At 69.8% G+C, this 22922-nt stretch carries 20 protein-coding genes; 11 read left to right on the forward strand and 9 right to left on the reverse strand.

Annotated elements, in window-relative coordinates; translation table 11 throughout:
* The first annotated feature begins 159 nt into the window (after positions 1-159).
* The 8 genes from AB0B28_RS00285 to AB0B28_RS00320 all read left to right on the forward strand — a co-directional run bounded on the left by AB0B28_RS00285 (position 160) and on the right by AB0B28_RS00320 (position 10635).
* Positions 160-909: a GAP family protein gene (locus tag AB0B28_RS00285; RefSeq protein ID WP_360113944.1), complete on the forward strand. Its 750-nt coding sequence runs from the start codon at positions 160-162 to the stop codon at positions 907-909.
* Between the two features lie 86 nt (positions 910-995).
* The gene (locus AB0B28_RS00290; protein WP_360113947.1) at positions 996-2723 is read left to right on the forward strand and encodes an ABC transporter ATP-binding protein; all 1728 of its coding nucleotides are present in this window, start codon (positions 996-998) and stop codon (positions 2721-2723) included.
* A gap of 119 nt (positions 2724-2842) precedes the next feature.
* Complete coding sequence (locus AB0B28_RS00295; protein ID WP_360113950.1) at positions 2843-4561, forward strand: ABC transporter ATP-binding protein; 1719 nt, start codon at positions 2843-2845, stop codon at positions 4559-4561.
* A gap of 152 nt (positions 4562-4713) precedes the next feature.
* Entirely contained in the window at positions 4714-4929 is a 216-nt protein-coding gene (locus tag AB0B28_RS00300) for a heavy metal-associated domain-containing protein (protein ID WP_360113952.1), read from the forward strand.
* 1 nt (position 4930) lies between these two features.
* Positions 4931-5848 (forward strand): heavy-metal-associated domain-containing protein, encoded by a 918-nt coding sequence (locus AB0B28_RS00305; protein ID WP_360113955.1) that lies wholly within the window; start codon positions 4931-4933, stop codon positions 5846-5848.
* A gap of 20 nt (positions 5849-5868) precedes the next feature.
* Entirely contained in the window at positions 5869-8127 is a 2259-nt protein-coding gene (locus tag AB0B28_RS00310) for a heavy metal translocating P-type ATPase (RefSeq protein WP_360113958.1), read from the forward strand.
* An 848-nt stretch (positions 8128-8975) separates the two neighbouring features.
* Positions 8976-9401, forward strand: a complete 426-nt coding sequence (locus AB0B28_RS00315) for a DUF4396 domain-containing protein (RefSeq protein WP_360114824.1) — start codon at positions 8976-8978, stop codon at positions 9399-9401.
* Positions 9402-9480: 79 nt separating this feature from the next.
* Positions 9481-10635, forward strand: coding sequence for an alpha/beta fold hydrolase (locus AB0B28_RS00320; protein WP_360113961.1), 1155 nt, complete (start codon positions 9481-9483; stop codon positions 10633-10635).
* Between the two features lie 50 nt (positions 10636-10685).
* Here AB0B28_RS00320 and AB0B28_RS00325 read toward each other — a convergent pair whose 3' ends face one another.
* Positions 10686-11339 carry a hypothetical protein gene (locus AB0B28_RS00325; RefSeq protein WP_360113964.1) on the reverse strand — a complete coding sequence of 218 codons (654 nt, stop codon included), beginning with the start codon at positions 11337-11339 and terminating at the stop codon, positions 10686-10688.
* A 305-nt stretch (positions 11340-11644) separates the two neighbouring features.
* Here AB0B28_RS00325 and AB0B28_RS00330 point away from each other — a divergent pair, with 305 nt between their 5' ends.
* Positions 11645-12883 carry an alpha-hydroxy acid oxidase gene (locus tag AB0B28_RS00330; RefSeq protein WP_360113967.1) on the forward strand — a complete coding sequence of 413 codons (1239 nt, stop codon included), beginning with the start codon at positions 11645-11647 and terminating at the stop codon, positions 12881-12883.
* Here AB0B28_RS00330 and AB0B28_RS00335 read toward each other — a convergent pair.
* Both AB0B28_RS00335 and AB0B28_RS00340 read right to left on the reverse strand, forming a co-directional pair.
* A complete protein-coding gene (locus AB0B28_RS00335; protein ID WP_360113970.1) occupies positions 12872-13354 on the reverse strand; it encodes an SRPBCC domain-containing protein in 483 nt (160 codons plus the stop codon). The two genes, AB0B28_RS00330 and AB0B28_RS00335, sit on opposite strands and share 12 nt — an antisense overlap.
* On the reverse strand, positions 13344-13688 hold the full coding sequence (locus tag AB0B28_RS00340; RefSeq protein ID WP_360113973.1) for a metalloregulator ArsR/SmtB family transcription factor: 345 nt from the start codon (positions 13686-13688) through the stop codon (positions 13344-13346). Before AB0B28_RS00340 ends, AB0B28_RS00335 begins: the two co-directional genes overlap by 11 nt.
* 145 nt (positions 13689-13833) lie before the next feature.
* Here AB0B28_RS00340 and AB0B28_RS00345 point away from each other — a divergent pair, with 145 nt between their 5' ends.
* Positions 13834-14232: a hypothetical protein gene (locus tag AB0B28_RS00345; protein WP_360113976.1), complete on the forward strand. Its 399-nt coding sequence runs from the start codon at positions 13834-13836 to the stop codon at positions 14230-14232.
* 19 nt (positions 14233-14251) lie between these two features.
* Here AB0B28_RS00345 and AB0B28_RS00350 read toward each other — a convergent pair whose 3' ends face one another.
* The 6 genes from AB0B28_RS00350 to AB0B28_RS00375 all read right to left on the reverse strand — a co-directional run bounded on the left by AB0B28_RS00350 (position 14252) and on the right by AB0B28_RS00375 (position 22665).
* Complete coding sequence (locus AB0B28_RS00350; RefSeq protein ID WP_360113979.1) at positions 14252-15325, reverse strand: tartrate dehydrogenase; 1074 nt, start codon at positions 15323-15325, stop codon at positions 14252-14254.
* 116 nt (positions 15326-15441) lie between these two features.
* The gene (locus AB0B28_RS00355) at positions 15442-16323 is read right to left on the reverse strand and encodes a LysR family transcriptional regulator (RefSeq protein ID WP_360113982.1); all 882 of its coding nucleotides are present in this window, start codon (positions 16321-16323) and stop codon (positions 15442-15444) included.
* A 73-nt stretch (positions 16324-16396) separates the two neighbouring features.
* Complete coding sequence (locus tag AB0B28_RS00360; protein ID WP_360113985.1) at positions 16397-18022, reverse strand: DASS family sodium-coupled anion symporter; 1626 nt, start codon at positions 18020-18022, stop codon at positions 16397-16399.
* 150 nt (positions 18023-18172) lie between these two features.
* Complete coding sequence (locus AB0B28_RS00365) at positions 18173-21208, reverse strand: DUF87 domain-containing protein (RefSeq protein ID WP_360113988.1); 3036 nt, start codon at positions 21206-21208, stop codon at positions 18173-18175.
* Positions 21205-21852 (reverse strand): hypothetical protein, encoded by a 648-nt coding sequence (locus tag AB0B28_RS00370; protein WP_360113991.1) that lies wholly within the window; start codon positions 21850-21852, stop codon positions 21205-21207. Before AB0B28_RS00370 ends, AB0B28_RS00365 begins: the two co-directional genes overlap by 4 nt.
* A gap of 27 nt (positions 21853-21879) precedes the next feature.
* Positions 21880-22665, reverse strand: a complete 786-nt coding sequence (locus AB0B28_RS00375; RefSeq protein ID WP_360114827.1) for a CBS domain-containing protein — start codon at positions 22663-22665, stop codon at positions 21880-21882.
* Between AB0B28_RS00375 and AB0B28_RS00380 the strand changes: the two genes are divergently transcribed.
* Positions 22570-22836 (forward strand): hypothetical protein, encoded by a 267-nt coding sequence (locus tag AB0B28_RS00380; RefSeq protein WP_360114846.1) that lies wholly within the window; start codon positions 22570-22572, stop codon positions 22834-22836. The two genes, AB0B28_RS00375 and AB0B28_RS00380, sit on opposite strands and share 96 nt — an antisense overlap.
* The last annotated feature ends 86 nt before the right edge of the window (positions 22837-22922 follow it).

A 22922-nucleotide genomic window follows, 5' to 3' on the forward strand; every position in this document is an offset into this window, starting at 1 on the left:
GCTCCCTCTCGCTCGCCGCATCGAAGCCCCACCATATCTGCAAGCGCTATCCACCCGGCGTCCGCACCCTTCGTACTGCCACCAAAGGCTGAGCCGCGCCTGCGAACCTCACTCCCGCGACCGACGCGGAGCCCCCGCCCGGATTCATACGCTTCAAGCATGGAACTCACCCTCGTAGCCCCGCTGGTCGCGCTCGCGCTGATCGACTCGACCAGCTTCGGGACGCTGCTCATCCCGATCTGGCTGCTGCTCGCCCCCGGCCGCGTGAGGGCCGGGCGCATGCTCGTCTACCTCGGCACCATCGCGGTGTTCTACTTCGCCGTGGGCATGCTCATCGTGCTCGGCGCGACCACGTTCCTCGAAGACCTCTCCGCGCTGGTCGAGACCCGCCCCGCGATGTGGATCCAGCTCGCCCTCGGCGTGGGCCTGTTCGCCCTGAGCTTCCGCTTCGACTCCAAGAGGCGCAAGCAGGACGGCGGCGGCCGCGTCGACCGCTGGCGCGAAAGAGCCCTCGGCGTCGAGGCGCAGGCCGGGGACGGCGCGGTGCGCACGCGCGGCTCGGTGCTCTCCCTCATGGGCCTGGCCACCGCCGCCGCGACCCTCGAAGTCGCCACGATGCTCCCGTACCTCGCCGCGATCGGACTGGTCACCGCCGCCGGGCTCGGCGCGGTCGGCACCACCGCCACGATTGCCGCGTACTGCCTCGTCATGATCGCGCCCGCGCTGTTCCTGCTGGCCGCCAGGCTCATGGCCCGCAACGCGATCGAACCGGTGCTCCAGAAGATCAACGCCTGGATGACCAAACACGCCGCCTCCACCACCGGCTGGATCATCGGCATCGTCGGCTTCCTCCTCGCCCGCGACGCCGCCATGCGCCTGGGCCTCATCGAGCAGCTGTTCAACAACTGAGACCGGCACGTGCCGCGGGACACGTTGCGGCGCTAGTTAGGCTTGCCTAAGATCTCGGTGAGCCCACCACCCGCAGACAGGAACCCATGCCGCATCCCGCCACGCCCCGAACCGAAGGGCAGCCGCGCCTGCGGCTCCCGCGCTGGTTCCAGGCCCCCGACGAGCCGATCCCGGTCCGGCCGCTCCGCGTCGACCAAGGCACCACCGCCAGACGTCTGACGCTCCGCGTCATCGGAGGCGCCCCCAAGTACACCGTCCCGGCCGCGGCCCTCCTCATCGGCCACCAGGTCGGCGAGGTCCTCGTCCCGGTCATCATGGGCTTCGCCATCGACCAGGCCGTCGCCACCGGCGACCCCGTGCGCCTCGCGCTGTGCCTGGCGCTCCTGGCCGCCGACTTCGCGATGCTCTCCTTCAGCTACCGGTTCGGCTCCCGCGTCGGCATGCTCGGCGTCGAAGCGATCCAGCACCGCCTGCGCACCCTCGTGGCCGACCGGCTCCTGGACCCCGCGGGCGTCAAGGGCCGCACCGGACTGCCCGGCGTCTCCCTCTCGATCGCCTCCTCGGACGTCAACGTCCTCGCGCGGGCCGCCATCCTCTCCTACTACCCGGTGGGCGAACTCGCCGCGATCATCCTGTGCACCACCGTGCTGATGACGATCTCCTGGCAGCTCGGCCTCATCGTCCTCCTCGGCGTCCCGATCCTGCTGCTCCTGATGGACCGCGCGGGCGGGCCACTGCGCCGCCGCAGCGAACGCCAGTCCGCGCTCGCCGCAGCCGCCTCCGGCAAGGCCGCCGACCTCATCGCCGGCTACCGCGTCATCTCCGGACTCGGCGCGCAGGACACCGCCGCGGGCCGCTACCGCCGCTCCAGCCGCGAAGCCCTCGGCGGCAGCCTCCACGCCGCCGGGGCCCAAGGCCTCTACACCGGCTCGATGAGCCTGGCGACCGGCCTCTTCGTGGCCGGACTCGCGCTCGTGGCCGGACTGCGGGCCTGGAACGGGGACCTCACCGTCGGCCAGCTCATCACCGTGGTGGGCCTGGCCCAGATCATCCTCGGACCGCTCGGCTCCTTCGCCACCAACTTCGGGGCGATCCTCGCGACCGCGCTCGCCTCCGCCGACCGCGTGCTCTCGATCCTCCAGCTCCCGCCCGGGGCCGCCCCGCACGGCGACGCCCGGCCCGAACCCGGCGAAGGCAAACTCGGCGTCACCGGCCTCACCACCGCCTCGCTCACCGCCCTCGACCTCGACATCGCCCCCGGCGAATGCGTGGGCCTGCGCGCCCACCCCGGTGCCGCGGCCGAACTCGCCGCGGTCCTCTCCGGCGCGGCCGAACCGGACGCGGGCACCGTCACCTGGCAGGACCGGCCCCTGGCCGACTACGACCTCGAAGCCCTCCGCGCCGCCGTGCTCGTCGTCCCCCACTACGCCGCCCTCTTCGACGGCACCATTCGCGACAACGTCGCCCTAGACGACACCACCGACGCGGACGTCGAGGCCGCGATCGCCGCCGCCGACGGCGCGGAGATCCTCGAAACCGCGCCCGAGGGCCTCGACACCCAGGTCGGCGACGACGGCCTGCGCCTGTCCGGCGGCCAGCGCCAGCGCATCGCCCTCGCCCGGGCCCTCGCCCAGCGGCCCCCGCTGCTGGTCCTCCAGGACCCGACCACCGCCGTCGACTCCGTGACCGAGTCGCGCATCGCCGAGCGCCTGCGCGAGGCCCGCCGCGGCGGCTCGACCCTGCTCATCACCGACGCGCCCGCGCTCCTGGCCGTGTGCGACCGCGTCGTGGACCTGCGAGGCACCCATGAGTGACACCCGCGGACGCCTCACGTCCGTCGCCGAACCGCGCCCGCCGCGCCGCCCGGCTTCGTCGCCGCCTGTCGCCGATGCCCCCGCGCAGCTCTCCACGACCGGCCTCGAAGGGAGCACCCATGAGTGACACCCGCGAACCGCTCCCGCTCGCCACCTCCGCCCAGGTCCGCGCCGAAGTGCGCCTCGCCCTCAAAGGCGGCACCTGGAGAGTCGTCGGCGTCGTCTCGCTCCTCACCGCCGGGGCCGCCGCGGGCCTGGTCACCCCGGCCGCGCTCGGCGCGCTCGTGGACGTGGTCTCCGAAAGCCAAGGCGCCGAACGCATCTGGTGGATCGCCGCCGCGATCGCAGTCGGCGCCCTCGCCGCGGCCGTGTTCGACGGGTTCGGGCAAGTCGGCGCGACCCGCCTGGTCGAGCGCGTGCTCGCCTCCACCCGTGAACGCATGGTCGCCCGCGGCCTCGCCCTCCCGCGCGCCGCCCTGGAGAAGGCCGGCGCGGGCGACCTCGTCTCCCGCGCGGGCGACGACGTCGCCGTGGTCGCCGAAGCCGCGCCCGTCGTGGTCCCCGCCGTCACCAGCTCGGCCTTCACCATCGCCATGACCATCGTCGGCATGGCCGCACTCGACTGGCGCTACGCGGTGGCCGCCGTGCTCCTGGTCGCGCCCGTCCACTGGCGCACCCTGCGCTGGCACCGCCGCAACGCCCCGCACGTGTACGAGGCCGAGCGCGCCGCGATGGCCCAACGGGCCCACCTGCTCCTGGCGTCCCTGCGCGGCATCGAGACCGTCCACGCCTTCGGGCGCTCGCGCCCCCACGGCGCAGGCATCGCCCGCGCCTCTTGGGAGGTCACCAAGTGGGCCGTGCGGGCCCGCACCGTGATCAACGGGTTCTTCGCGCGCCTGAACTTCGCCGAGTTCCTCGGGATGGGCTCGATCCTGGTGGTCGGGTTCTGGCTCGTGCGCGAAGGCCAGGGCACCGTCGGCGCGGCCACCACCGCGATGCTGTTCTTCCTGCGCCTGTTCGACCCGATCAACCGCCTCATGTACGTCGTGGACGACCTCCAGTCGGCCCTGGCGTCCATGCGCCGCATCGTCGGCGTCATCCGCGCCGAGCAGTACACGCCCGCCGACCGGCCCGAACCCGCGTCCGACACGGCCGCCGAGGTTCAGGGCCTGCGCTTCGCCTACACCCCAGGGCATCCCGTGCTCGACGACGTGGACCTGCGCATCGCCCCCGGCGAGACCGTCGCGCTCGTCGGCTCCTCCGGGGCCGGCAAGAGCACCCTCGCCGCGGTCGTGGCCGGGGTCCTCGAACCCGAGTCCGGGGCCGCCTCGGCGCCGGTCCGGACCGCGCTGGTCACCCAGGAGGTCCACGTCTTCGACGGGACCCTGCGCGAGAACCTCGACCTGGTCCGGCCCGAAGCGACCGACGCCGACCTGGAGGCGGCCCTGCGCCGCGTCGGAGCCGAATCGCTCCTGGCCCTGCCCGAGGGGCTCGACACGGCCATCGGCGGCGGCGGGCTCGAACTCACGCCCGCGCAGGCGCAGACGCTCGCGCTGGCGCGGGTGGTCCTGCTCGATCCGCCGCTCGCGGTGCTCGACGAGGCCACCGCGGAGGCCGGGAGCGCCGATTCGGCGGCCCTGGACCGGGCCGCTTCGGCCGCGTTGGAGGGCCGCGCGGGCCTGCTGGTCGCGCACCGGCTCGACCAGGCTGCGAAGGCCGACCGGATCGTGGTCATGGAGCGCGGCCGGATCGTGGAGGAGGGCGCGCACGCCGACCTCGCGGCCGCCGACGGCCCGTACGCGCAGGCCTGGGGCCTGTGGACGCGCGGGCGCGAGTGATTCGAACCGGACGAACGGCCCGGTGCGTCGCGCACCGGGCCGTTTCGCTCTGAAAAATCGCCGTCCCCCGGGGTTGACGCTCATACCCCGGTAGGGTATACATGTACCTCAGAGATACCCCCTAGGGGTATAACGGAGCGAAGGAGCACGACATGAGCCTCATCGAACTCGAATACGACGTCACCGGCATGACCTGCGGCCACTGCGAGGGCTCGGTGCGCGCCGAGGTCAGCGCCATCGAGGGCGTGAAGACCGTCGACGTCAGCGCCAAGACCGGCAGACTGAAGGTGACGGCCGAGGGCGCGCTCAGCGACCAGACCGTGCTCGACGCGGTCGACGAGGCCGGCTACAAGGCCGTGCGGGCCTGACATGAACGCCCCGCAGCGCATCGGCCTCTACGGAGCCGGACTCGCGGTGGTCTTCGCGGCCGCCTTCGTCATCGGCGGCGCCGTGGTCCCCGAGCGGACCGTGGAGAACTGGTCGGCCACCGAAGACGACATGGACGAGCACGGCATGGAAGACGAAGGGACAGAGGAAGTGGAAGGCCACGACACCCACGGCGAACCGGCCGCGCAGGCACCGCGCGGGCTCGGCATCGAGCAGGACGGGTACCTCCTCGGCGAGGTCGCCGCGCCCGCCGTCACCGGCGAGGCCGGTGCGCTGTCGTTCACCATCGCGGACGCCCACGGCGAGCCGCTCACCGAGTACGAGACCTCGCACGAGAAGGACCTGCACCTCATCGTGGTCCGCTCCGACGGGTCCCAGTTCCGCCACGTCCACCCCGAGCTGGACGCCGAGGGCGTCTGGTCGATCCCGTGGGAGTGGAACGCGGCCGGGTCCTACCGCGTCTACACCGACTTCGTTCCCAAGGGCGGTGAGGACGTCACCTTGGCCCGCACCGTGAACGTGGCCGGGGACCTCGCCACGGCCGCGCCCCTGGCCGTCGCCGAGACGGCGCGGACCGGCGACTTCGAGGTCGCCATCGAAGGCGAGCTGACCGCGGGGGAGTCCTCCGAGCTCACGCTCACCGTCACCCAGGGCGGCGAGCCGGTGACCGCGCTGGAGCCCTACCTCGGCGCGTACGGCCACCTGGTCGCGCTCCGCGAAGGCGACCTCGCGTACCTCCACGTCCACCCCGAAGGCGGCGACGCCGAGCCCGGAGTCCTCTCGGGGCCCGACATCGTGTTCGCGGCCTCCGCGCCCACGCCCGGCCGCTACCTCCTCTACCTCGACTTCCAAGTCGACGGCCAGGTCTACACCGCGCAGTTCGCGGCCGACGCCCGCTGACGCACCCGAAGGAGTTCCCCATGTCCGGCTCACCGGCCAAGCCCGAACAGACCCCCTTGCGGGGCAATGTGATCGAGCTTGACATCGGCGGCATGACCTGCGCCTCGTGCGCGATGCGCATCGAGAAGAAGCTCAACAAGCTCGACGGCGTCTCGGCGAGCGTCAACTACGCCACCGAGAAGGCCAAGGTCACCGCGCCCGAGGGCGTCGAGGCCGCCGAGCTCATCGCGGTGGTCGAGAAGACCGGCTACACCGCCGCGGTACCCGCGCCGCCCCAGGCGGCGCAGGTCGATCCGGACGCCGACCCCGAGCTCGACTCGCTGCGCCAGCGCCTGATCGGCGCGATCGCGCTCGGGGCCCCCGTGGTCGCGATGTCGATGATCCCGGCGCTCCAGTTCGACTACTGGCAGTGGGCCTCGCTGGTGCTCGCCGCGCCCGCGATCCTGTGGGCCGGGTGGCCGTTCCACAAGGCCGCGTGGACGAACCTGCGTCACGGTGCGGCCACCATGGACACGCTCATCTCGGTGGGCACCCTCTCGGCGCTGCTGTGGTCGCTGTACGCGCTGTTCCTCGGCACCGCCGGAGAGCCGGGCATGACGCACCCGTTCGAGCTCACCGTCGAGCCCAGCGACGGCGCCGGGAACATCTACCTCGAAGTCGGTGCGGGCGTAGTCGCGTTCGTGCTCGCCGGGCGCTACTTCGAGAAGCGCTCCAAGCGCCGCGCCGGGGCCGCCCTGCGGGCCCTGCTCGAACTGGGCGCGAAGGACGTGGCGGTCGTCAAGGACGGCGTGGAGTCGCGCATCCCGATCGAGGACCTCGCCGTGGGCGACGAGTTCGTGGTGCGGCCCGGCGAGAAGATCGCCGCCGACGGCACGGTCGTCACCGGCACCTCCGCCGTGGACGCCTCGCTGCTCACCGGAGAGTCGGTGCCCGTCGAAGTCGGTCCCGGCGACGCGGTCACCGGCGCCACCGTCAACGCGGGCGGGCGCCTCACCGTGAAGGCCCTCAGGGTCGGCTCGGACACGCAGCTCGCCCAGATGGCGCGCCTCATCGAGGACGCGCAGTCGGGGAAGGCCGAGGTCCAGCGCCTCGCCGACCGCGTCTCGGGCGTGTTCGTGCCGATCGCGATCGCCATCGCGGTGGCCTCGCTCGGCGCGTGGATCGGCGCGGGCTTCCCGCCCAGCGCCGCGTTCACCGCCGCGGTCGCGGTGCTCATCATCGCCTGCCCGTGCGCGCTCGGGCTGGCCACGCCCACCGCGCTGCTCGTGGGCACCGGTCGCGGCGCGCAGCTCGGCATCCTCATCAAGGGCCCCGAGGTCCTGGAGTCGACGCGGCGCGTGGACACGATCGTGCTCGACAAGACCGGCACCGTGACCACCGGCAAGATGACGCTGTTCGACGCGGTGGCCGCCGAAGGCACCGACCGCACTGAGCTGCTGCGCCTGGCCGGGGCCCTGGAGCACGCCTCCGAGCACCCGATCGCGCAGGCCGTGGCCAAGGGCGCCGCCGAGGAGACCGGTCCGCTGCCCGAGGTCGACCAGTTCACGAACATCGAAGGCAAAGGCGTGCAAGGCGTCGTCGAGGGCCACGCGGTCCTCGTGGGCCGCGAGAGCCTGCTGACCGAATGGTCGCTCACGCTGCCCGAGGAGCTCGTCGCCGCCAAGGCGAAGGCCGAGGGGCAGGGCCGGACCGCGGTGACCGTGGCCTGGGACGGCGAGGCCCGCGGGGTGCTCGTGGTGGCCGACGCGGTCAAGGACACCAGCGCCGAGGCCGTGGCGCGGCTCAAGCGGCTCGGCCTGACCCCGGTGCTGCTCACCGGCGACCACCGGGCGGTGGCCGAGCAGGTCGCGGCCGAGGTCGGCATCGACGAGGTGATCGCCGAGGTGCTGCCCGCCGACAAGGTCGACGTGGTGGCGCGGCTCCAGGCCGAGGGCAAGACCGTGGCGATGGTCGGCGACGGCGTCAACGACGCCGCCGCGCTCGCCAAGGCCGACCTGGGCCTGGCGATGGGCACCGGCGCCGACGTGGCGATCGAGGCCGCCGACCTGACCCTGGTCAGAGGCGACCTGAGGGCCGCGGCCGACGCGATCCGCCTGTCCCGCAGGACCCTCGGCACGATCAAGGCCAACCTGTTCTGGGCCTTCGCCTACAACACGGCCGCGATCCCCCTCGCCGCCATGGGCCTGCTCAACCCGATGCTTGCGGGGGCCGCGATGGCCTTCTCCAGCGTCTTCGTGGTGAGCAACAGCCTCCGCCTGCGGACCTTCCGCGCCCTGTAACGCGCACGCGAGAGGAACGCGAAGTGAACGACCACGAACACCACGACGGAGCCGCCGAGCAAAAGCCCGGCGGCCCCGCCGCGCCAGGCGAAGCCGAAGCGACGCAAGGCGGCAGCGAGGCCGCGCCCGACCACGCCGACCACGACGGCTCCGCCGCGCTCGGCGACACCGAAGCGACGCATGCCGACCACGGCCACGGCGGCATCGCCGCGGACGGCGGCCCCGAGGCGGCGCAAGGTGATCGCGAGGCCGTGCCCGACAGCGCCGACCACGGCGGCGGAGGTGTCGGCGGCTCGCAGGGGAGTGCCGCGCTCGATCATGGCAGCTCCGCTGCGCTCGGCGACGCCGAAGCGGGACAAGGCGGTAGCGCGGGTGGCGTGCGCGGACGCGGCTCGCACGACCACGGCGGCTCGCCTGTCCGTGGCAGCGCCGCGTCTCACGACCACGCTGAAGCCGAAGCGGCGCATGCCGACCAAAGTCGCGGCTCGCACGGCAGTGGGGGAGCCGACGGCTCGCCCAAGAATGCCGCACACGGCCACGCTGGGCACGCCGGCCGCGGCGGCAATGCCGCGGACGGCGGCCCTGAGGCGGCGCAAGGTGATTGCGAGGCCGTGCCCGACAGCGCCGCACACGGCGGTGGGGGCGTCGGCAGCTCGCAGGGGAGTACCGCGCACGACCACGGTGGCCTAGCCGCCCGCGTCAGCGCCGCGTCTCACGACCACGCCGAACCCGGGGCGGCGCGGGCCGACCACGGTCACGGCTCGCACGGCCGAACCGCCGCGCACGGTGGCTCCGGCCCGCACGACCACGCCACCGCGCCTCCGTCCCGCGTCAAAGCGACCTGGGGCATGGCCGTTTCGGCCACGCTTCACTGCCTCACCGGCTGCGCCATCGGCGAAGTGCTCGGGATGGTCATCGGGACCGCGCTCGGGTTCCATGACGCGGCAACTATCGCGCTCGCCATCGCGCTCGCGTTCGTCTTCGGGTACGCGCTCACCATGCACGGCGTGATGCGGACCGGGCTCGACTTCCGTGCGGCGCTGAAGATCGCGCTCGCGGCGGACACCGTGTCGATCCTCGTCATGGAGATCGCCGACAACGCGTTCATGCTCGCCATCCCCGGCGCGATGGCCGCCGGGCTCGCCGACGCGCGCTTCTGGCTCTCGCTCGCCGCCGCGCTGGCCGTCGCGTTCGTCCTCACCGTGCCCATCAACCGCTGGCTCATCTCGCGAGGCAAGGGCCACGCGGTGGTCCACGCCCACCACGGGCACTAGGCCCCGGCCGCCCAGGCCGGGGCCGCGCCCATGCGCATTACTATCGAGCGAACCACCCGCCCGAGCCCCGAGGACCGCCGTGACCGCCACCGCCGAAACCGAAGCCCCCGCCCCGAAACGTCGCCGCCGCTGGCTGCGGCCCCTCGCCATCTCGCTCGTGACGCTCCTCGTCCTCGCTCTGGCCGCCCTCGGCGGCGCGGGCTGGTACTTCTCCGGCGAGGTCGTCAACGTGAACCACTCCGAGAGCGAGTACGAGCTCACCGTCCAAGCCGTCGACGCCACCACCGTGACCCTCCCGCGCGGCGAGCAGACCGAGAAGCCCGGCACCTGGGGCCTCGCCTGGGCCGACGGCCAGGCCCTCATCGGCGACGTGATCGACACCGACGACGACACCGTCACGCGCTCCCTCGAACGCGTCCTCTTCGGCGACCTCACCGAAGGCACGAAGGTCCGCGTCGACACCTACGCCTACCGCGACGACCCCCAGACCGCCCTCGGCCTCGAATTCACCACAGTGGACATCGAGACCGAGCTCGGTCCCGCCCCCGCCTGGTACCTCCCCGGCGAGCGGTCCACCTGGGTCATCGCTGTCCACGGCCGCAACGCCGACCCGGCCGAGACCCTCCGCGGCGTCGAGGTCTACCAGTCCCTCGGCTACCCCGTGCTCGCCGTGACCCACCGCAACGACGTGGGCGCGCCCGACGCTCCCGACGGCATCCACAGCCTCGGCCAGTACGAGAGCGACGACATCATCGACGCCGTCGACTACGCGCTGGCAAACGGCGCCGAGGACGTGGTCCTCCACGGCTGGTCCATGGGCGGCGCGATCGTCTCCACCGCGGCCCGCAAGCTCGCCGACACCGGCGAGGTCCGCGGCGTGGCCCTCGACTCCCCGGTCATGGACTGGAACTCGACCCTCGACATGCAGGCCGCCGACCGCAACGTGATCGCCCCGATCACCTGGACGGCCAAGCGCATCGTGGAGTTCCGCGCCGACCTCGAACTCGCCGACCTCGACCAGCGCGACTTCGTGGACGAGTTCGACATGCCGATGCTCCTGTTCGTCGACACCGCCGACAAGACCGTCGACCACACCGCCACCCTCGACTTCGCCGACCTCCTCGAACCCGGCCAAGGCACCCTCGTCACCACCGCCTCAGGCCACACGGCCTCCTGGAACGAGGACCCGGCCGCCTACAGGACGGCCCTGGAGAACTGGCTCGCCACGCTTTAGACAGCGACGAGGCCGCCGCCCGACCCGGACGGCGGCCTCTGTGCTGCCGGTTAGCCGCGAGGGGTCTCCCAAGTGACGAGCCCGAAGTCGTCGTAGTAATCGCCGCCCCTGGTCGGAGTGGTTTCGACGAGCGTCAGGTTGTTCTCGTTGTCGGGGTCGTAGCCGTGGATCTGGGCGTAGCCCTCGAACACTCCCGCGTCGATGTCCCGCGCGGTGTACACGCCCGCGTCGTCGTCCGTGAGCGCCCCCACGATCACGTAGGTCAGGGGCCCGCTCAAGGTGTAGGTCTTCCCGAGTTCCACGTCGTAGGGCAGGAAGCACTGCGTGGCCTTGCTAGAGGGGACGTAGATGCAGTTGTCGTAGCCCGCAGCCGCGTAGGCGTGGTTGGTCGACTCGTACGTCCCGTCATCGAGCAGGCGCTCCAGGCTCTGCGAGTCCCGGAAGACCAGGAGGATCCCGGCCACGTCCTCGACCGGGGACTCGCGATCGACGCGGTACTCCGGCTGCGTCGTGAGCGGCGTCCCGGGCTCGGCGAACGGGAGTTCCTGGTCCAGGAAGGAAAAGCTGGAGTTCGAGGTGGCGGTTTGACCCTTGTCGAGGGCCGATTCTTCGGCCGCGAACGCGGGCGCGGCGGAGACGAACACGAGTGCCGTCGCAGCGGCAGCCGCGGCGAGACGGCGACCGGCCTTGTCGAAGGTGAGCATAGGTACTCCTCTGCTGGGGTGTGTGATGTCCCGCGCGGCTCCAGATCGCTTAGTCCGAAGTGTGCGGAGACTCAACATAGCCGCATCCTCGTTGCCGCACATGCTTCAAAGTCGTTGGGGCGCTGTGACAATCGAGATACATTTCGATGGCGGCGGGAGACAACTCAGGCCGCGCTTCGGCGCGTATGGGTCGGGGATTCGGGTCGGCCCAGGGCCTCGCCGCGAAGCGGGCGGCAAGCGTATGCTGTCGGCGGCGCGGCCCTCTGCGTCGTGCTTTGCTCGTTTCGTCTCGTGAGGCCTCCGCGATGCCCCAGCGCCAGTTTCCCCGTCCTGCTGATCTGCTGCCGCTGTTGCGGTTCAAGCGGCCTGAGTGGAATGCGAAGCGGCGCCGCCTTGCGGCCGCGCTGACCGTTGAGGATCTGCGGGCCATCGCGAAGCGGCGCACCCCGAGAGCGCCGTTCGACTACGTCGAAGGCGCGGCCGAGGGCGAGCTGTCCCTGGCCCGGGCCCGACAGGCATTCCAGGACATCGAGTTCCACCCCGCGATCCTGCGCGACACGTCCACGGTCGACACCGGTTGGGACGTCCTGGGCCGCCGCGCCGAGCTCCCGTTCGGCATCGCCCCCACCGGCTTCACCCGCATGATGCACACCGAGGGCGAACGCGCCGGGGCCGCCGCCGCCGAGGCCGCGGGCATCCCGTTCACGCTCTCCACCATGGGCACCACCTCCATCGAGGACGTGGCCGCCGCGGCTCCCAAGGGCCGCAACTGGTTCCAGCTCTACGTCTGGAAGGACCGCGACCGCTCGATGGCCCTCGTCGAGCGCGCCGAGGCCGCCGGGTTCGACACGCTCGTGGTCACCGTGGACGTCCCTGTGGCCGGGGCGCGGCTGCGGGACCAGCGCAACGGCTTCTCGATCCCGCCGCGCCTGACCGCCGGGACCCTGTTCGACATGGCCCGGCACCCGAACTGGTGGTTCGACATGGTCACCACCGAGCCGCTCGCGTTCGCCTCGCTGAGCCGCTGGCCCGGCACGATCGCCGAGCTCATCGACGGCATGTTCGACCCCTCGGTCGACTACGAGGACCTCGCCTGGATCAAGGACCAGTGGCGCGGCAAGCTCATCGTCAAGGGCGTCCAGACCCTCGGCGACGCCAAGCGCCTCGCCGACCTCGGCGTCGACGCGATCACCCTGTCCAACCACGGCGGCCGCCAGCTCGACCGCGCCCCGGTCCCGTTCCACCTCCTGCCGGAGGTCTCGCGAGAAGTCGGCCGCGACCTCGAAATCCACATCGACACCGGCATCACCTCAGGGGCCGACGTGGTCGCCGCAGTGGCCCTGGGGGCCCGGTTCACGCTCATCGGCCGCGCGTACCTCTACGGCCTCATGGCCGGCGGCCGCGAAGGCGTCGACCGCACCATCGCGATCCTCGCCGACCAGATCCGCCGCACGATGCGCCTCCTCGGCGTGGCCTCGCTCGAAGGACTCGAACCGGCCCACGTCACGCAGCTCCAGCGGCTCACTCCCCGCTCAGGCGCGTAGCGCCTCGGTCTCGGCGACCGCCGCGAGCTGCGCCGCGACCGTGGCCCAACCATCGGAGAACCCCAGTTCCTCGTGCCGCGCACGGGAAGCGGGATCGCCGTGGCGCACCGTGATCCGGTAGTCCGTGCCGTCCGGGTGGTCCCCGAAGGTCATCTCGGCGGTGATCGCGACCGGCATCGGATCCACCGGCCGCCAGGTGCTGTCGATCGTGTTGGTGAAGGCGATCCGCTCCAGCTCCTCCACGACCAGGAACGCCGCGTCCATGTGCGGCACGAACGTCTCGCCCTCGTCCTCGCTCATCCGCGTGACGAACGCCCCGCCGGGCCGCACCTCCAGCTGCTCCACCCGGCACACGATCGGCGCGGGAATCCACCACTGCGACAGCCGCAGCGGATCGGTCCACGCCTGCCACACCACCGCCCGAGGCGCGTGGATGACCCGCTCAAGCGTCAGATCCAGTTCAGGGTCCATGATCGTGCTCCTTCGTTTCGGTGACGAACCTCTCCAGGCGGTCGGTGCGCTCCTCCCACTCGCGGCGCTGCTCGGCCAGCCAGTCGTCGATGACGGCGAGCCGCTCGCGCCGCAGCGCGCACGTGCGCACCCGACCGGTCTTGACCGTGCGGATCAACCCGTTCGCTTCGAGCGTCCGCACATGCTTCATGAACGACGGCAAGGTCATCGAGAATCCGCGGGCCAGGTCGCCCACGCTCAAGGGCCCCCGCCCGAGCCGCCGCACGACCTCCCGCCGCGTGGGGTCGGCGAGCGCGAGGAACACCCCGTCCACCTCAGCCGAATACTGTGCCATGAGGCTAAGTATGCACGCGAAAAACACTTAGCGCAAGAGCTAAGTGTTTTCGTCCCGGCACCGGTGCCGAATCCGTGCCGATTCCGTGCGGCCCGGCGTCACCGTGGTAAGCGTCCCTGACCGAACTCCTCAGATCGGAAACCACATGCGCATCCCGAAAATGCGACGGGCGATCAGCGCCGCCGCGGCCGCGACCCTCGTGGGCGTCTCGATGCTCGTCTCCTCCGCGCCGGCCTCCGCCGACGTCACGAAACAGGACACCTGCGTCCGCGGCGAGGTCTGCGTCTACGACGAACTGCGCGGCCTCATCGCGAGCAGCACCGGCAACATCCCCGGCCCCATCGGCCCGCTCCCGGCCGGCGGCTGGATTGAGAACCGGGGCTGGAAGGACCCCGGCTACGACCACATCAAGGCCACCATCGTTCCGCAGAGCGGCTCCTCGTACACGATCTGCCTGCACTACCCCGGCGACGACACCCCCACCGGGACGTCGATCCCGAACAAGGCCAGCATCAAGAACATTCGCTGGGTCAACGCCTGCTAGCGCCCGACCGGCACCGCCGTCAACGGGGAAGGTTCGCGATGATCGCCTCGGTCACCTCGGCCGTGTCGGCGGTGCCGCCGATGTCCCGGGTTCGAGTGCCTTGGGCGGTCGTGGTCTCGATCGCCGTCCGAATGCGCGCGGCCTCCGCCGCGAGTCCGAAGTGGTCGAGCATCATCGCCGCGCTGCCGATCGCGCCGATCGGGTTCGAGACCCCCTGGCCCGCGATGTCGGGGGCCGAGCCGTGGACCGGTTCGAACATGCTCGGGAAGCGGCGTTCGGGGTTGAGGTTGGCGCTGGCGGCGATGCCGAGGCTTCCCGCGAGGGCGCTGCCGAGGTCGGAGAGGATGTCGGCGTTGAGGTTCGAGGCCACGACCACCGAGAGGTCCTCGGGGCGGAGCACGAACTTCGCCGACATCGCGTCGACCAGGACGCTCTCGGTCTCCACGTCCGGGTAGTCGGCCGCCACGCGCGCGAACACCTCGTCCCACAGGACCATCCCGTACTGCTGCGCGTTGCTCTTGGTCACGCTGGAGACCTTGCGGCGCGTCCGCGTGCGCGCCAGGTCGAACGCGAACCGCATGATCCGCTCACAGCCGACCTCGGTGAACAGCGAGGACTGCACCGCGACCTCGCCGCCGCGCCCCCGCGAGGCGAGGTTCCGGCCGCCGAGCCCGGCGTACTCGCCTTCGGAGTTCTCGCGCACCACGACCCAGTCGAGCTCGGTGTCGTCGGACTTGCGCAGCGGGCTCTGGACGCCGGGCAGGAAGTGCACGGGCCGCACGTTCGCCCACTGGTCGAAGCTCTGGCAGATCCGCAGCCGCAGGCCCCACAGACTCACGTGGTCGGGCACGGTCGGCCAGCCCACGGCCCCGAAGTAGATCGCGTCGAAGGCCCGCAGCGCCTCCAGGCCGTCCTCGGGCATCATCACCCCGTGCTCGGCGTGAAAGTCAGAGCCCCAAGGGAACTCCTCCCACGCGAACGCGAAGCGGCCCCCGCCGTTCGCCTCGACCGCGTCCAGGACCGCGCGTCCGGCGGCCACGACCTCGCGCCCCACCCCGTCGGCCGGGATCGCGGCGATGCGGAACTGTTCCATCGGAGCCTCCTCGCTCGTAGTGACGGGCCGATCGCGGCCCGGTACGAGTGAACTACGAGGAGCCCTCCGGCGTCCAAGACCGGTCGCCGATGCCCCTCATCGGGCGGCCCTATGGGTCACTCCGCGGTCCACTCCGAGGCGATCCGCAGGAACGTCCGCGCAGCCGGGGTGAGCCCCTGCGGGCGGCTGACCAGCGACATCCGCAGCCGCCAGGCCGGTTCGATCCGCCGCACCGACGCGCCCGCGCGCTCGGCCAGCGGCGTCCACGCCGAAGGCATCACCGCGTGCCCGAACCCGGACAGCACCAGCGGCAGGATCGAGGTGCGGTGCGCGATCTCGGCCGCGAGCTGCACGCCCGCGCCCTGTTCGAGCAGGTCGTCCACGAAGCGGCGCATGAGGCTCCCGCGCTGGGACGCGATCATCCGCAGCCCGCGCATGTCGCCTTGCCCCACCGTGCCTTCGGGCAGGTCGCAGTCCGGCGGTGAGATGAGCACGAGCGGCTGGTCGCCGATCGGCATCACCTTCAGCTCAGCGGTGTGCAGGTCGCCCGCGGCCCCGAGCAGCCGGATCTCGGCCACCCCGGTGCGCACGGTCGACACGACCTCCTCGGCGGTGAACGCGCCGTCCACATTGAGCATCACACCGGGGTGCTCCTCGGCGAAGCGGCACATGATCGTCGTCAGCGGCTCGATCCCCGGCGAAGGCATCGACACCAGGTCGAGCCGCCCGCGCCGCAGGTCCTTGACCGACTGCGCGACCGAACGGGCGGTCTCCAGGTCGCGCAGCACCTGCCGCGCCGGTTCGACGAGCTCCCGCCCGGCCTCGCTGAGCACCACCCCGCGCCCGACGCGGTGGAACAGCGGCACCCCGAGCTCGCGTTCGAGCGTGGCGACGGCCTGCGAGAGCGAGGGCTGGGAGAGGTGGATCTGCTCGGCGGCCTTCCCGAACCCGCCGTGGTCGACCACGGCGAGGAAGTAGCCCAGTTGGCGCGCGTCCATGTCCCTCCGCTCGATAGGCGGTGCCTATGGGAAAAACACTAGGGCCCGCCCCGCGAGGGCGGGCCCCAGGGGCTTATCCGATGCCCGCCACGCCGACCATGACGCCGATGAGCGACATGATCACGACCGCGCCGATGAGGTCGAACGAGATGCCCGATCTGATCATGCGGGTCATGGGCACCGCGCCGGTGCCGTAGACGATCGCGTTCTGCGGGGTCGAGACCGGCAGCATGAACCCGAACGACGCGGCGAAGGTCGCGGCCATCGCGGGCACGATCGGATCGACGCCCGCGCCGACCGCGAGCGGGATGATGATCGGCACCACGACCGCCGCCGAGGCGGTGTTGCTCGTGGTCTCCGAGATCATGATCGACAGGACCACCGCGAACGCGGTGATCGCGAACAGGCTGGTGATGCCGAGCGTGTCCGACGCGCCGTCGCCGATGGTCTTGGCCAGCCCGGTCGAGGAGAGCATCGCGCCGAAGATGATGCCGGTGCCGAACAGCAGGATCGTGCCCCAGTCGATCTTCGCGGCGTCCTTCCACGTCAGCGTCGGTTCCTGCTTCTTCCAGTTGATCGGCAGGATGAACAGGAGCGAGGCGCCGATGACGGCCACCACGCCCTCGTCGAGGCGGTCGGAGACGGTCGCGTACGTCGCGGAGTCGGTCCCCGCGATGAGGCCCACGGCCGCCGGGACCAGCCAGAAAGTGACGGTGAACAGGAACGCGATCACCGTGTTCTTCTCGGCGCGACTCATCGGGCCCTGCTCGGCGCGCTTGTCCCGGATGTACTCCTCGACGCCTTCGATGCGGCGGATCTCCGGCTTGTTGACCAGGAACAGCACGATCACCAGGACCACGAACATGATGGCGCAGATCGGGAACGCCATGAGCATCCACTGCCCGAACGAGATCCGCTCGCCGGTGGCTTCCTCGATGAGGCCGCGTCCGATCAGGTTCGGCGGCGAGCCGACGGGCGTGAGCAGGCCGCCCACGCTCGCGCCGTACGCGAGCATGAGCATCAGCGCCGCGCCCACCCGCAGCCGCAGCGGATCGAAGTCGGGGCGGACCTTCCCCTGGTCCTGCAAGAGCTTCGCGATGACGGCGAGGATGCCCAGCGCGGTGGGCATGAGCATGGCGACCGTGGCCGTGTTCGAGATGAACGCCGACAACAGGCACGTGATGACGCCGAACGCGACAATGGTGCGCACTGTGGACTTCCCGACGCCGGGGAGTCCGAGCACGAAGTACGCGACCCGTTGGGCCACACCGTGCTTGAGCATCGCCTGCGCGAGGATGAACGCGCCGATGAAGGTGAACACGGTGCTGGATCCGAAGGGCCCCAGCACGTCGTCGGGCGGCGCGACCCCGAGGACCACGACCGCGCCGACCCCGATGAGCCCGCCGACGGGGATCGGGATCGGCTCGCAGATCCACAGCACGACCACACCGAGCAGCACTGCGGCGAGGGTCTGCTGGTCGCGGGCCATGTCGAAGGGCAGGAAGTAGAACACGACGGACACGAGCGGGGCGAGGAACCAGCCGACCAGGCGGCGCCCCTTCTCGAACTTCTCCTCGGCGCCGGACCCGAGTTCGGTGAGACTGCGATAGGTGGAGCCGCCGAGCAGAGCCTGATCGACGTCGGTGCGTGGTGCGTCAGCGGATTCGGTTCCGCCGCGGGGGGCAGCCTTGGACGCCATGCCTCCTCCTTGAGGTATTGAGTGTGATCACTGTCTCACCCGAATCCGACAAGGTCCAACATGCATCCCCTTTCCGACATATAGGCACAGCCTATGAATAAGGGAGCGCTCCCGACATCGACCCGCATGTCCAGTGCTGCACCGCACCCCTCATTCGCCGGCGCGAGCGAGCTCGACGATCTCCTCCGGAGTCAGGGCGCTTTTCGGGTGGTTGCTGAGGCACATGGGAGTCGTGATCAGCTGGTGGGGCGCTCCTTCGGAACGAAGGTAGAACTGTCCGGCGGCCAGACCGCTCAACTCCATGCGTCCCGCCTGTCTCGCGTCAGCCATCTCCTTCACCGCCGCGATCTGCGTCGAATGGCTCAGGAATCCCACCATCTGTGTCGAGCAGTTGCCGACGACCTGATTGTGGACGCCACGCGGCGCCTGTGTTGCGAAAACGAGCCCGAGACCGTACTTCCGCGCCTGCGAAGCGAGCGCCAGTGTGCTTCCGGTGCAGGGCGTCATCGCACCTGAAGGTGCGAACGTCTGCGCCTCGTCCATCACGAGCAGCCCGCCGAGGGGCCGGTCGCCCGCGGGGTACTGCTTGATCCACGCGAACAACGCCATCTGGAGCTGGTTCACGAAGCTCTGACGCTGCACGGGATCGGGCAGTCCGATGAAGCTCACCACCGAGATTCGCGCCCGCTTGCCTTTGACCGGACGGAACAACTCTCCAGGGTTGAGCGGCGATCCGTCGCCCCCGAAGAGTGGGTCGTTGATCTGCGAAGCGCGAAGTGTCTCTGAGAGCTTGTGGGCGGTCTCCGAGGCCTTCGACAGGTTCACGATGTCGGCAGGGAGCTCGGACAACAGTTGCAGGAATCCGTCGAGACCCTTGCCTCCATGCTGGGCGTAGTGCCGGAGCGCGGCCCTGATGACTGCCCTCCCCTCCTCGTGCTTGGCGGTGTCGCCGGTGATCTTGGCCCGGGGAGCGAGGGAGGAGACCGCGCTGTCGAGCGCCTTGTCGAACTCGTCCACGTCCTCGACGACCGACCCGAAGTCGGGCAGCGGCTGGAACGACACCGGCCTACCCTTGAGGACTCGAGGTGTCCAGATCACGACCTCAGTGCCTTCGAAGTAGGCCGAGGCCCGTTCATCGTCCTGGTCGCTCCACGATCCGGGGCGGCGCGGCCACGGCTGCCCCAGTCTCGCGAGATCGTTGTTCGGGTCGAGCACGATCGACGACACCCCTTGCAGCGCGCATTCCTCTATCAGTCGCCGCAGTACCACGGTCTTCCCCGAACCCGAGCCTGCGAAGAGCGCCACATGCTTGCGTAGGCGTTCGAGTTCTATCAGCGCCGGGTCGCCGTTCGTGAAGCGACCCAGGAGGATCGACGTTGAGGTCGGTGCTTCCGACCCCGGTGGGGGAGGCTCGCCTCCCTGTTCTTCGAAGATGTTGCGGATCAGCCGCGTCCCGCTCATGGGGCGGTTGGCCTTCAGCCAAGTGGCGTACGCGACTGGGTGCTTCGCCTTGAACGCCACCAGAGCGGCGCAGATTTTGAGGTCCTGCATGTCGGCCCGGTAGACCTTGAGCCCGGACTTCTGCCGTTCGACCAGGTTCTCCTTGTTCGTGGCGGACAGGTTCCACTCGGTGGTCTGGAGCGCGACCGCGGTGATGTCCGGGTTCGACAGCGACTTCGACTGGTCGATCAGCCAGTTGAGCCGGGCCTTGAATCCCGGACCGTGATCGAGCGCGACACCGCGAATGCACCAGCGGCGGTTTCCCTCCCACGCGGTCACGTGGATCCCCTGCTTGCTCTGCTTCGTCGCCGCAGGACGCACCGTGAGCTCGCTGGAGTTTTCGATCGCGTAGGCGCCGATGCCCGCTTCCAGCAGTGGAGGCAGTTCTTGACCTTCCTGTTCGGGATCGACCGCTGCGGACACGTCCACGACCGACAACAGCCGCTCGAAGTCCGCGGTGAGCGAATCCACACTGGACTCTACCTCGGGGGAGTCGAGGGCGGGAAACGATGTCAGTGGCACGAACTCGTTGCGGTGTATGCACTTCCGGGCATGCTCTTGAATACCCCGGATAATCTCGCGAGGTGTACGGTTCAGGTCTTGGAACGCCTCCTTTTTGACAGGCCATGTATCCCAAGGGACCTTGAAGTCAACGTCGCGGAGGGCTTCTGCGACATGACTGGCCACGATGGATGCTGCTGCGGCCCGACTCGGGTGCGACGACAACGGCTGAGGGGACCAGAATCGGCCCTCGACTGAAGCGAGGCTTGCTTTCTGAAGTCGGCTCCAGGACCCTTCGAGACAAGAGACGACCAGGACGGTCCGATGGGTGTTCTCGATATAGTCCATGAGCTTGGCGGAAAGCTCGCCCAACTCCCGATCCAGGTCGCCCGCCGATGAACTGCCGGTGATATCCGCATCGGCGGATTGGACCATCTCATCGATCTGGTCGACGCTCATGAGCACCGGTCCGACGAGCGAGGCGATATTGCTGAGCGCGAACAGCACTCGGCGGGGCTGCGGGATCTCCTCACGAATACCCCATCGCGCGCGATCACCTTCGACACGCTCGGGCTTGCACGCGAACCAGTCCTCGGCGAGATCCGTGTACTCCGGGATGCCGGTGGCCTGGAGACAGAGCACTCGAAGCACTTCGCGCTCATCGCGGTTCAACGAACCGAACCTCTTGCTCGCTCCCGCCACGAAGGCTCCCACCGCTTCGAAGGTCGGCTCACCGTCCATGATCAGCATCGCGGATTCGTCGCCAGTGGGAAGGGCCAGCGCGACGAGTCGTGCGAGAAGATTCTGGATCTGCGTGTTGTGACCGCCGCGATGGCTGGTGGTCAGGGCGTGGGCGAACGACAGCACCGCCGACTTGGTCACGTCTTCGTCGAGTTGCACGTCGAGCTGCACGAAGGTGCCGCTCATATGCTCCAGCTCCATTCGGCCTTCACGGGTGAGGTGCGTCTTTCCCGACCCGGGCGGGCCGGCGAAGATCAATCCGCGAGCCCGTCTGCGTTGGGACTCGTAGGCCTCTTTGAGACTTTGCTTGAGCAGCCGCAACGCCTCCGAGTTGTGCATTGCGACGTTCACATCGGTATCGCGCCAGACATCGGTGAAGAGGACCGTGAACACCAGTTGGTCAAGTGCTTCGAGTGCGCGACGCGTCTTTGCGGGAATGGTCATGCCATCCTCAGCCAGTGCATCTTCTCGCCCGATACGGGGAGGGCCGCTTCGTCGTCGGCTTCAGTGATGCGCCGTCGGTTCGTTTCGGAGGACAGCCGGATGATGCGACGGGTGAACATCTCCCGCAAAGTCTCGTCCAGCACATCCCTTTTCACCTCGGGAGTCGCTTCACGGAGCGACCGCAGCGGCACCCACCCCGAGTCGTCGTCCACCAAGCCCTCGTACTGCCGCTGTACGGTTTCGGTGATGACCTCATCCAGTCCATCGGTGCCGCCGCCGGTCAGGTATTCGGGACTGAAGACAGTCTCCGCTGAGAGGAAGTTGCGCCGCAAGAACTCATGCAAGGCGTTGAAGATCGCGTAGACCACACGGAGGTTCACCGCCGACTTCGAGTCGGCTTCGCCCGCGAGCTCCGCCACTGCGCGCTCGCGCCCTTCCGAAGTGAGCTCGTGAACGTACGGGCGGTGGCCTCCGTGGGCTCGATACGCAGTGACGAACCCAGCTTTGACCAGATTCTCCCGCTCTTCCTTACTGACCTTGAAACCGTACGACTCGGCGAGCGCGCTGTTGGTGACCTCCTCCGGCGGCTGGTGCACCATCAAAGCAAGGATGATCAATCGTTCGCGCTGGGTGAGCTGGGGCATGGCTTCTCCTCCAAGGGGTGAGACGGTCTACTTCTGCGTGAGGTCGAGCAGAACGGTCAGGAACGAGTCGATTAGCTGGAGTTGGGATTCGGTCAGCGGGTCGGCTTCGAAATGCGCGAGGTCGTTCCGGATACGGGCGACCTTGCGAAGCGTGTTCAGGAAGTACGTTTTGTCGATGCGCCAGTCGAGGGCGTCCCAGTTCGGCGCCTTCGCGAGGAGATCCGGGTATTGACCGAGCGTCGGGAAGACACTCGGATCCCCACGGGCCCATCTGGGGCGGAACTTCGCTATCTCATTCGGATCGACGCGAGTGGACACCCGTTGCCTGATGTGCAGTTCGATGGAGGCCACGGTGAGGATCGGACGGTGGCGGGTCACGAACTCCGCGAGGAGTTCCGCGGCGGTGACCAGGCCGACCGGCTGCGCCTCGCGGTCGACGACGATGACGAAGCCGTTCCTCTCCACGACGTCGAGGAGCTCGAGCACGTGCTCTTCGCCGCGGACGAGTCGGGCCGATTCCGTCGCGTCGGCCACCGTCTCCGCCGGGCCGCGGGCGAATGCGCGCATGATGCCGCCTTCGCTCAACGCGCCTTCCACGCTGCCGTTCTCGCCGAGCACGGCGAGTTGCGAGTGCCGATTCGCTCCCATTCGCGTGATGGCGTCCATGAGCGGCTCGTTCAATCGGGCGGTCTCGGGTTTCCGGTTGGCGGAGGCGAGATGTCCGATCCGGAGGGTCACATCGCGCCTGTCGTCGACGGGGGCCTTGATGTGTGGAGCCTGAGGAACCAGAGCGACCAAGTGGTCGATCCACACCTTGGTGAACAGCGGTTCGGTGGTGAGCCCGGCTTTGGTGAGATCGCCCTGAATACGCTCGATCGCCTCGGCGGTGCGCCTGGATTCGCCCCACCATTCCAACAACTTCCGAACGGTGATCTTGACCGGTCGGTCGGTGGGAGCGGCAGCCGCTTCCACCAGACGCAATGAGACGGAGTCTCCTGGTGAAGATGACGCGTTGTGTGACTCATCGCTTGCCATCCGTCAACGCTAGCGTAATTCAGGTTCTCCTGGGG

It is taken from the genome of Glycomyces sp. NPDC046736 (assembly GCF_040645615.1).
GTDB lineage: Bacteria > Actinomycetota > Actinomycetes > Mycobacteriales > Micromonosporaceae > Glycomyces.

Coding starts and splice junctions, on each gene's coding strand:
- AB0B28_RS00310 (WP_360113958.1), top strand. CDS start 5,869: ATGTCCGGCTCACCGGCCAAGCCCGAACAGACCCCCTTGCGGGGCAAT.
- AB0B28_RS00350 (WP_360113979.1), bottom strand. CDS start 15,325: ATGGAACAGTTCCGCATCGCCGCGATCCCGGCCGACGGGGTGGGGCGC.
- AB0B28_RS00295 (WP_360113950.1), top strand. CDS start 2,843: ATGAGTGACACCCGCGAACCGCTCCCGCTCGCCACCTCCGCCCAGGTC.
- AB0B28_RS00370 (WP_360113991.1), bottom strand. CDS start 21,852: ATGCCCCAGCTCACCCAGCGCGAACGATTGATCATCCTTGCTTTGATG.
- AB0B28_RS00335 (WP_360113970.1), bottom strand. CDS start 13,354: ATGGACCCTGAACTGGATCTGACGCTTGAGCGGGTCATCCACGCGCCT.
- AB0B28_RS00305 (WP_360113955.1), top strand. CDS start 4,931: ATGAACGCCCCGCAGCGCATCGGCCTCTACGGAGCCGGACTCGCGGTG.
- AB0B28_RS00380 (WP_360114846.1), top strand. CDS start 22,570: ATGTCCGATCCGGAGGGTCACATCGCGCCTGTCGTCGACGGGGGCCTT.
- AB0B28_RS00340 (WP_360113973.1), bottom strand. CDS start 13,688: ATGGCACAGTATTCGGCTGAGGTGGACGGGGTGTTCCTCGCGCTCGCC.
- AB0B28_RS00345 (WP_360113976.1), top strand. CDS start 13,834: ATGCGCATCCCGAAAATGCGACGGGCGATCAGCGCCGCCGCGGCCGCG.
- AB0B28_RS00360 (WP_360113985.1), bottom strand. CDS start 18,022: ATGGCGTCCAAGGCTGCCCCCCGCGGCGGAACCGAATCCGCTGACGCA.
- AB0B28_RS00330 (WP_360113967.1), top strand. CDS start 11,645: ATGCCCCAGCGCCAGTTTCCCCGTCCTGCTGATCTGCTGCCGCTGTTG.
- AB0B28_RS00355 (WP_360113982.1), bottom strand. CDS start 16,323: ATGGACGCGCGCCAACTGGGCTACTTCCTCGCCGTGGTCGACCACGGC.
- AB0B28_RS00365 (WP_360113988.1), bottom strand. CDS start 21,208: ATGACCATTCCCGCAAAGACGCGTCGCGCACTCGAAGCACTTGACCAA.
- AB0B28_RS00285 (WP_360113944.1), top strand. CDS start 160: ATGGAACTCACCCTCGTAGCCCCGCTGGTCGCGCTCGCGCTGATCGAC.
- AB0B28_RS00300 (WP_360113952.1), top strand. CDS start 4,714: ATGAGCCTCATCGAACTCGAATACGACGTCACCGGCATGACCTGCGGC.
- AB0B28_RS00315 (WP_360114824.1), top strand. CDS start 8,976: ATGGCCGTTTCGGCCACGCTTCACTGCCTCACCGGCTGCGCCATCGGC.
- AB0B28_RS00290 (WP_360113947.1), top strand. CDS start 996: ATGCCGCATCCCGCCACGCCCCGAACCGAAGGGCAGCCGCGCCTGCGG.
- AB0B28_RS00325 (WP_360113964.1), bottom strand. CDS start 11,339: ATGCTCACCTTCGACAAGGCCGGTCGCCGTCTCGCCGCGGCTGCCGCT.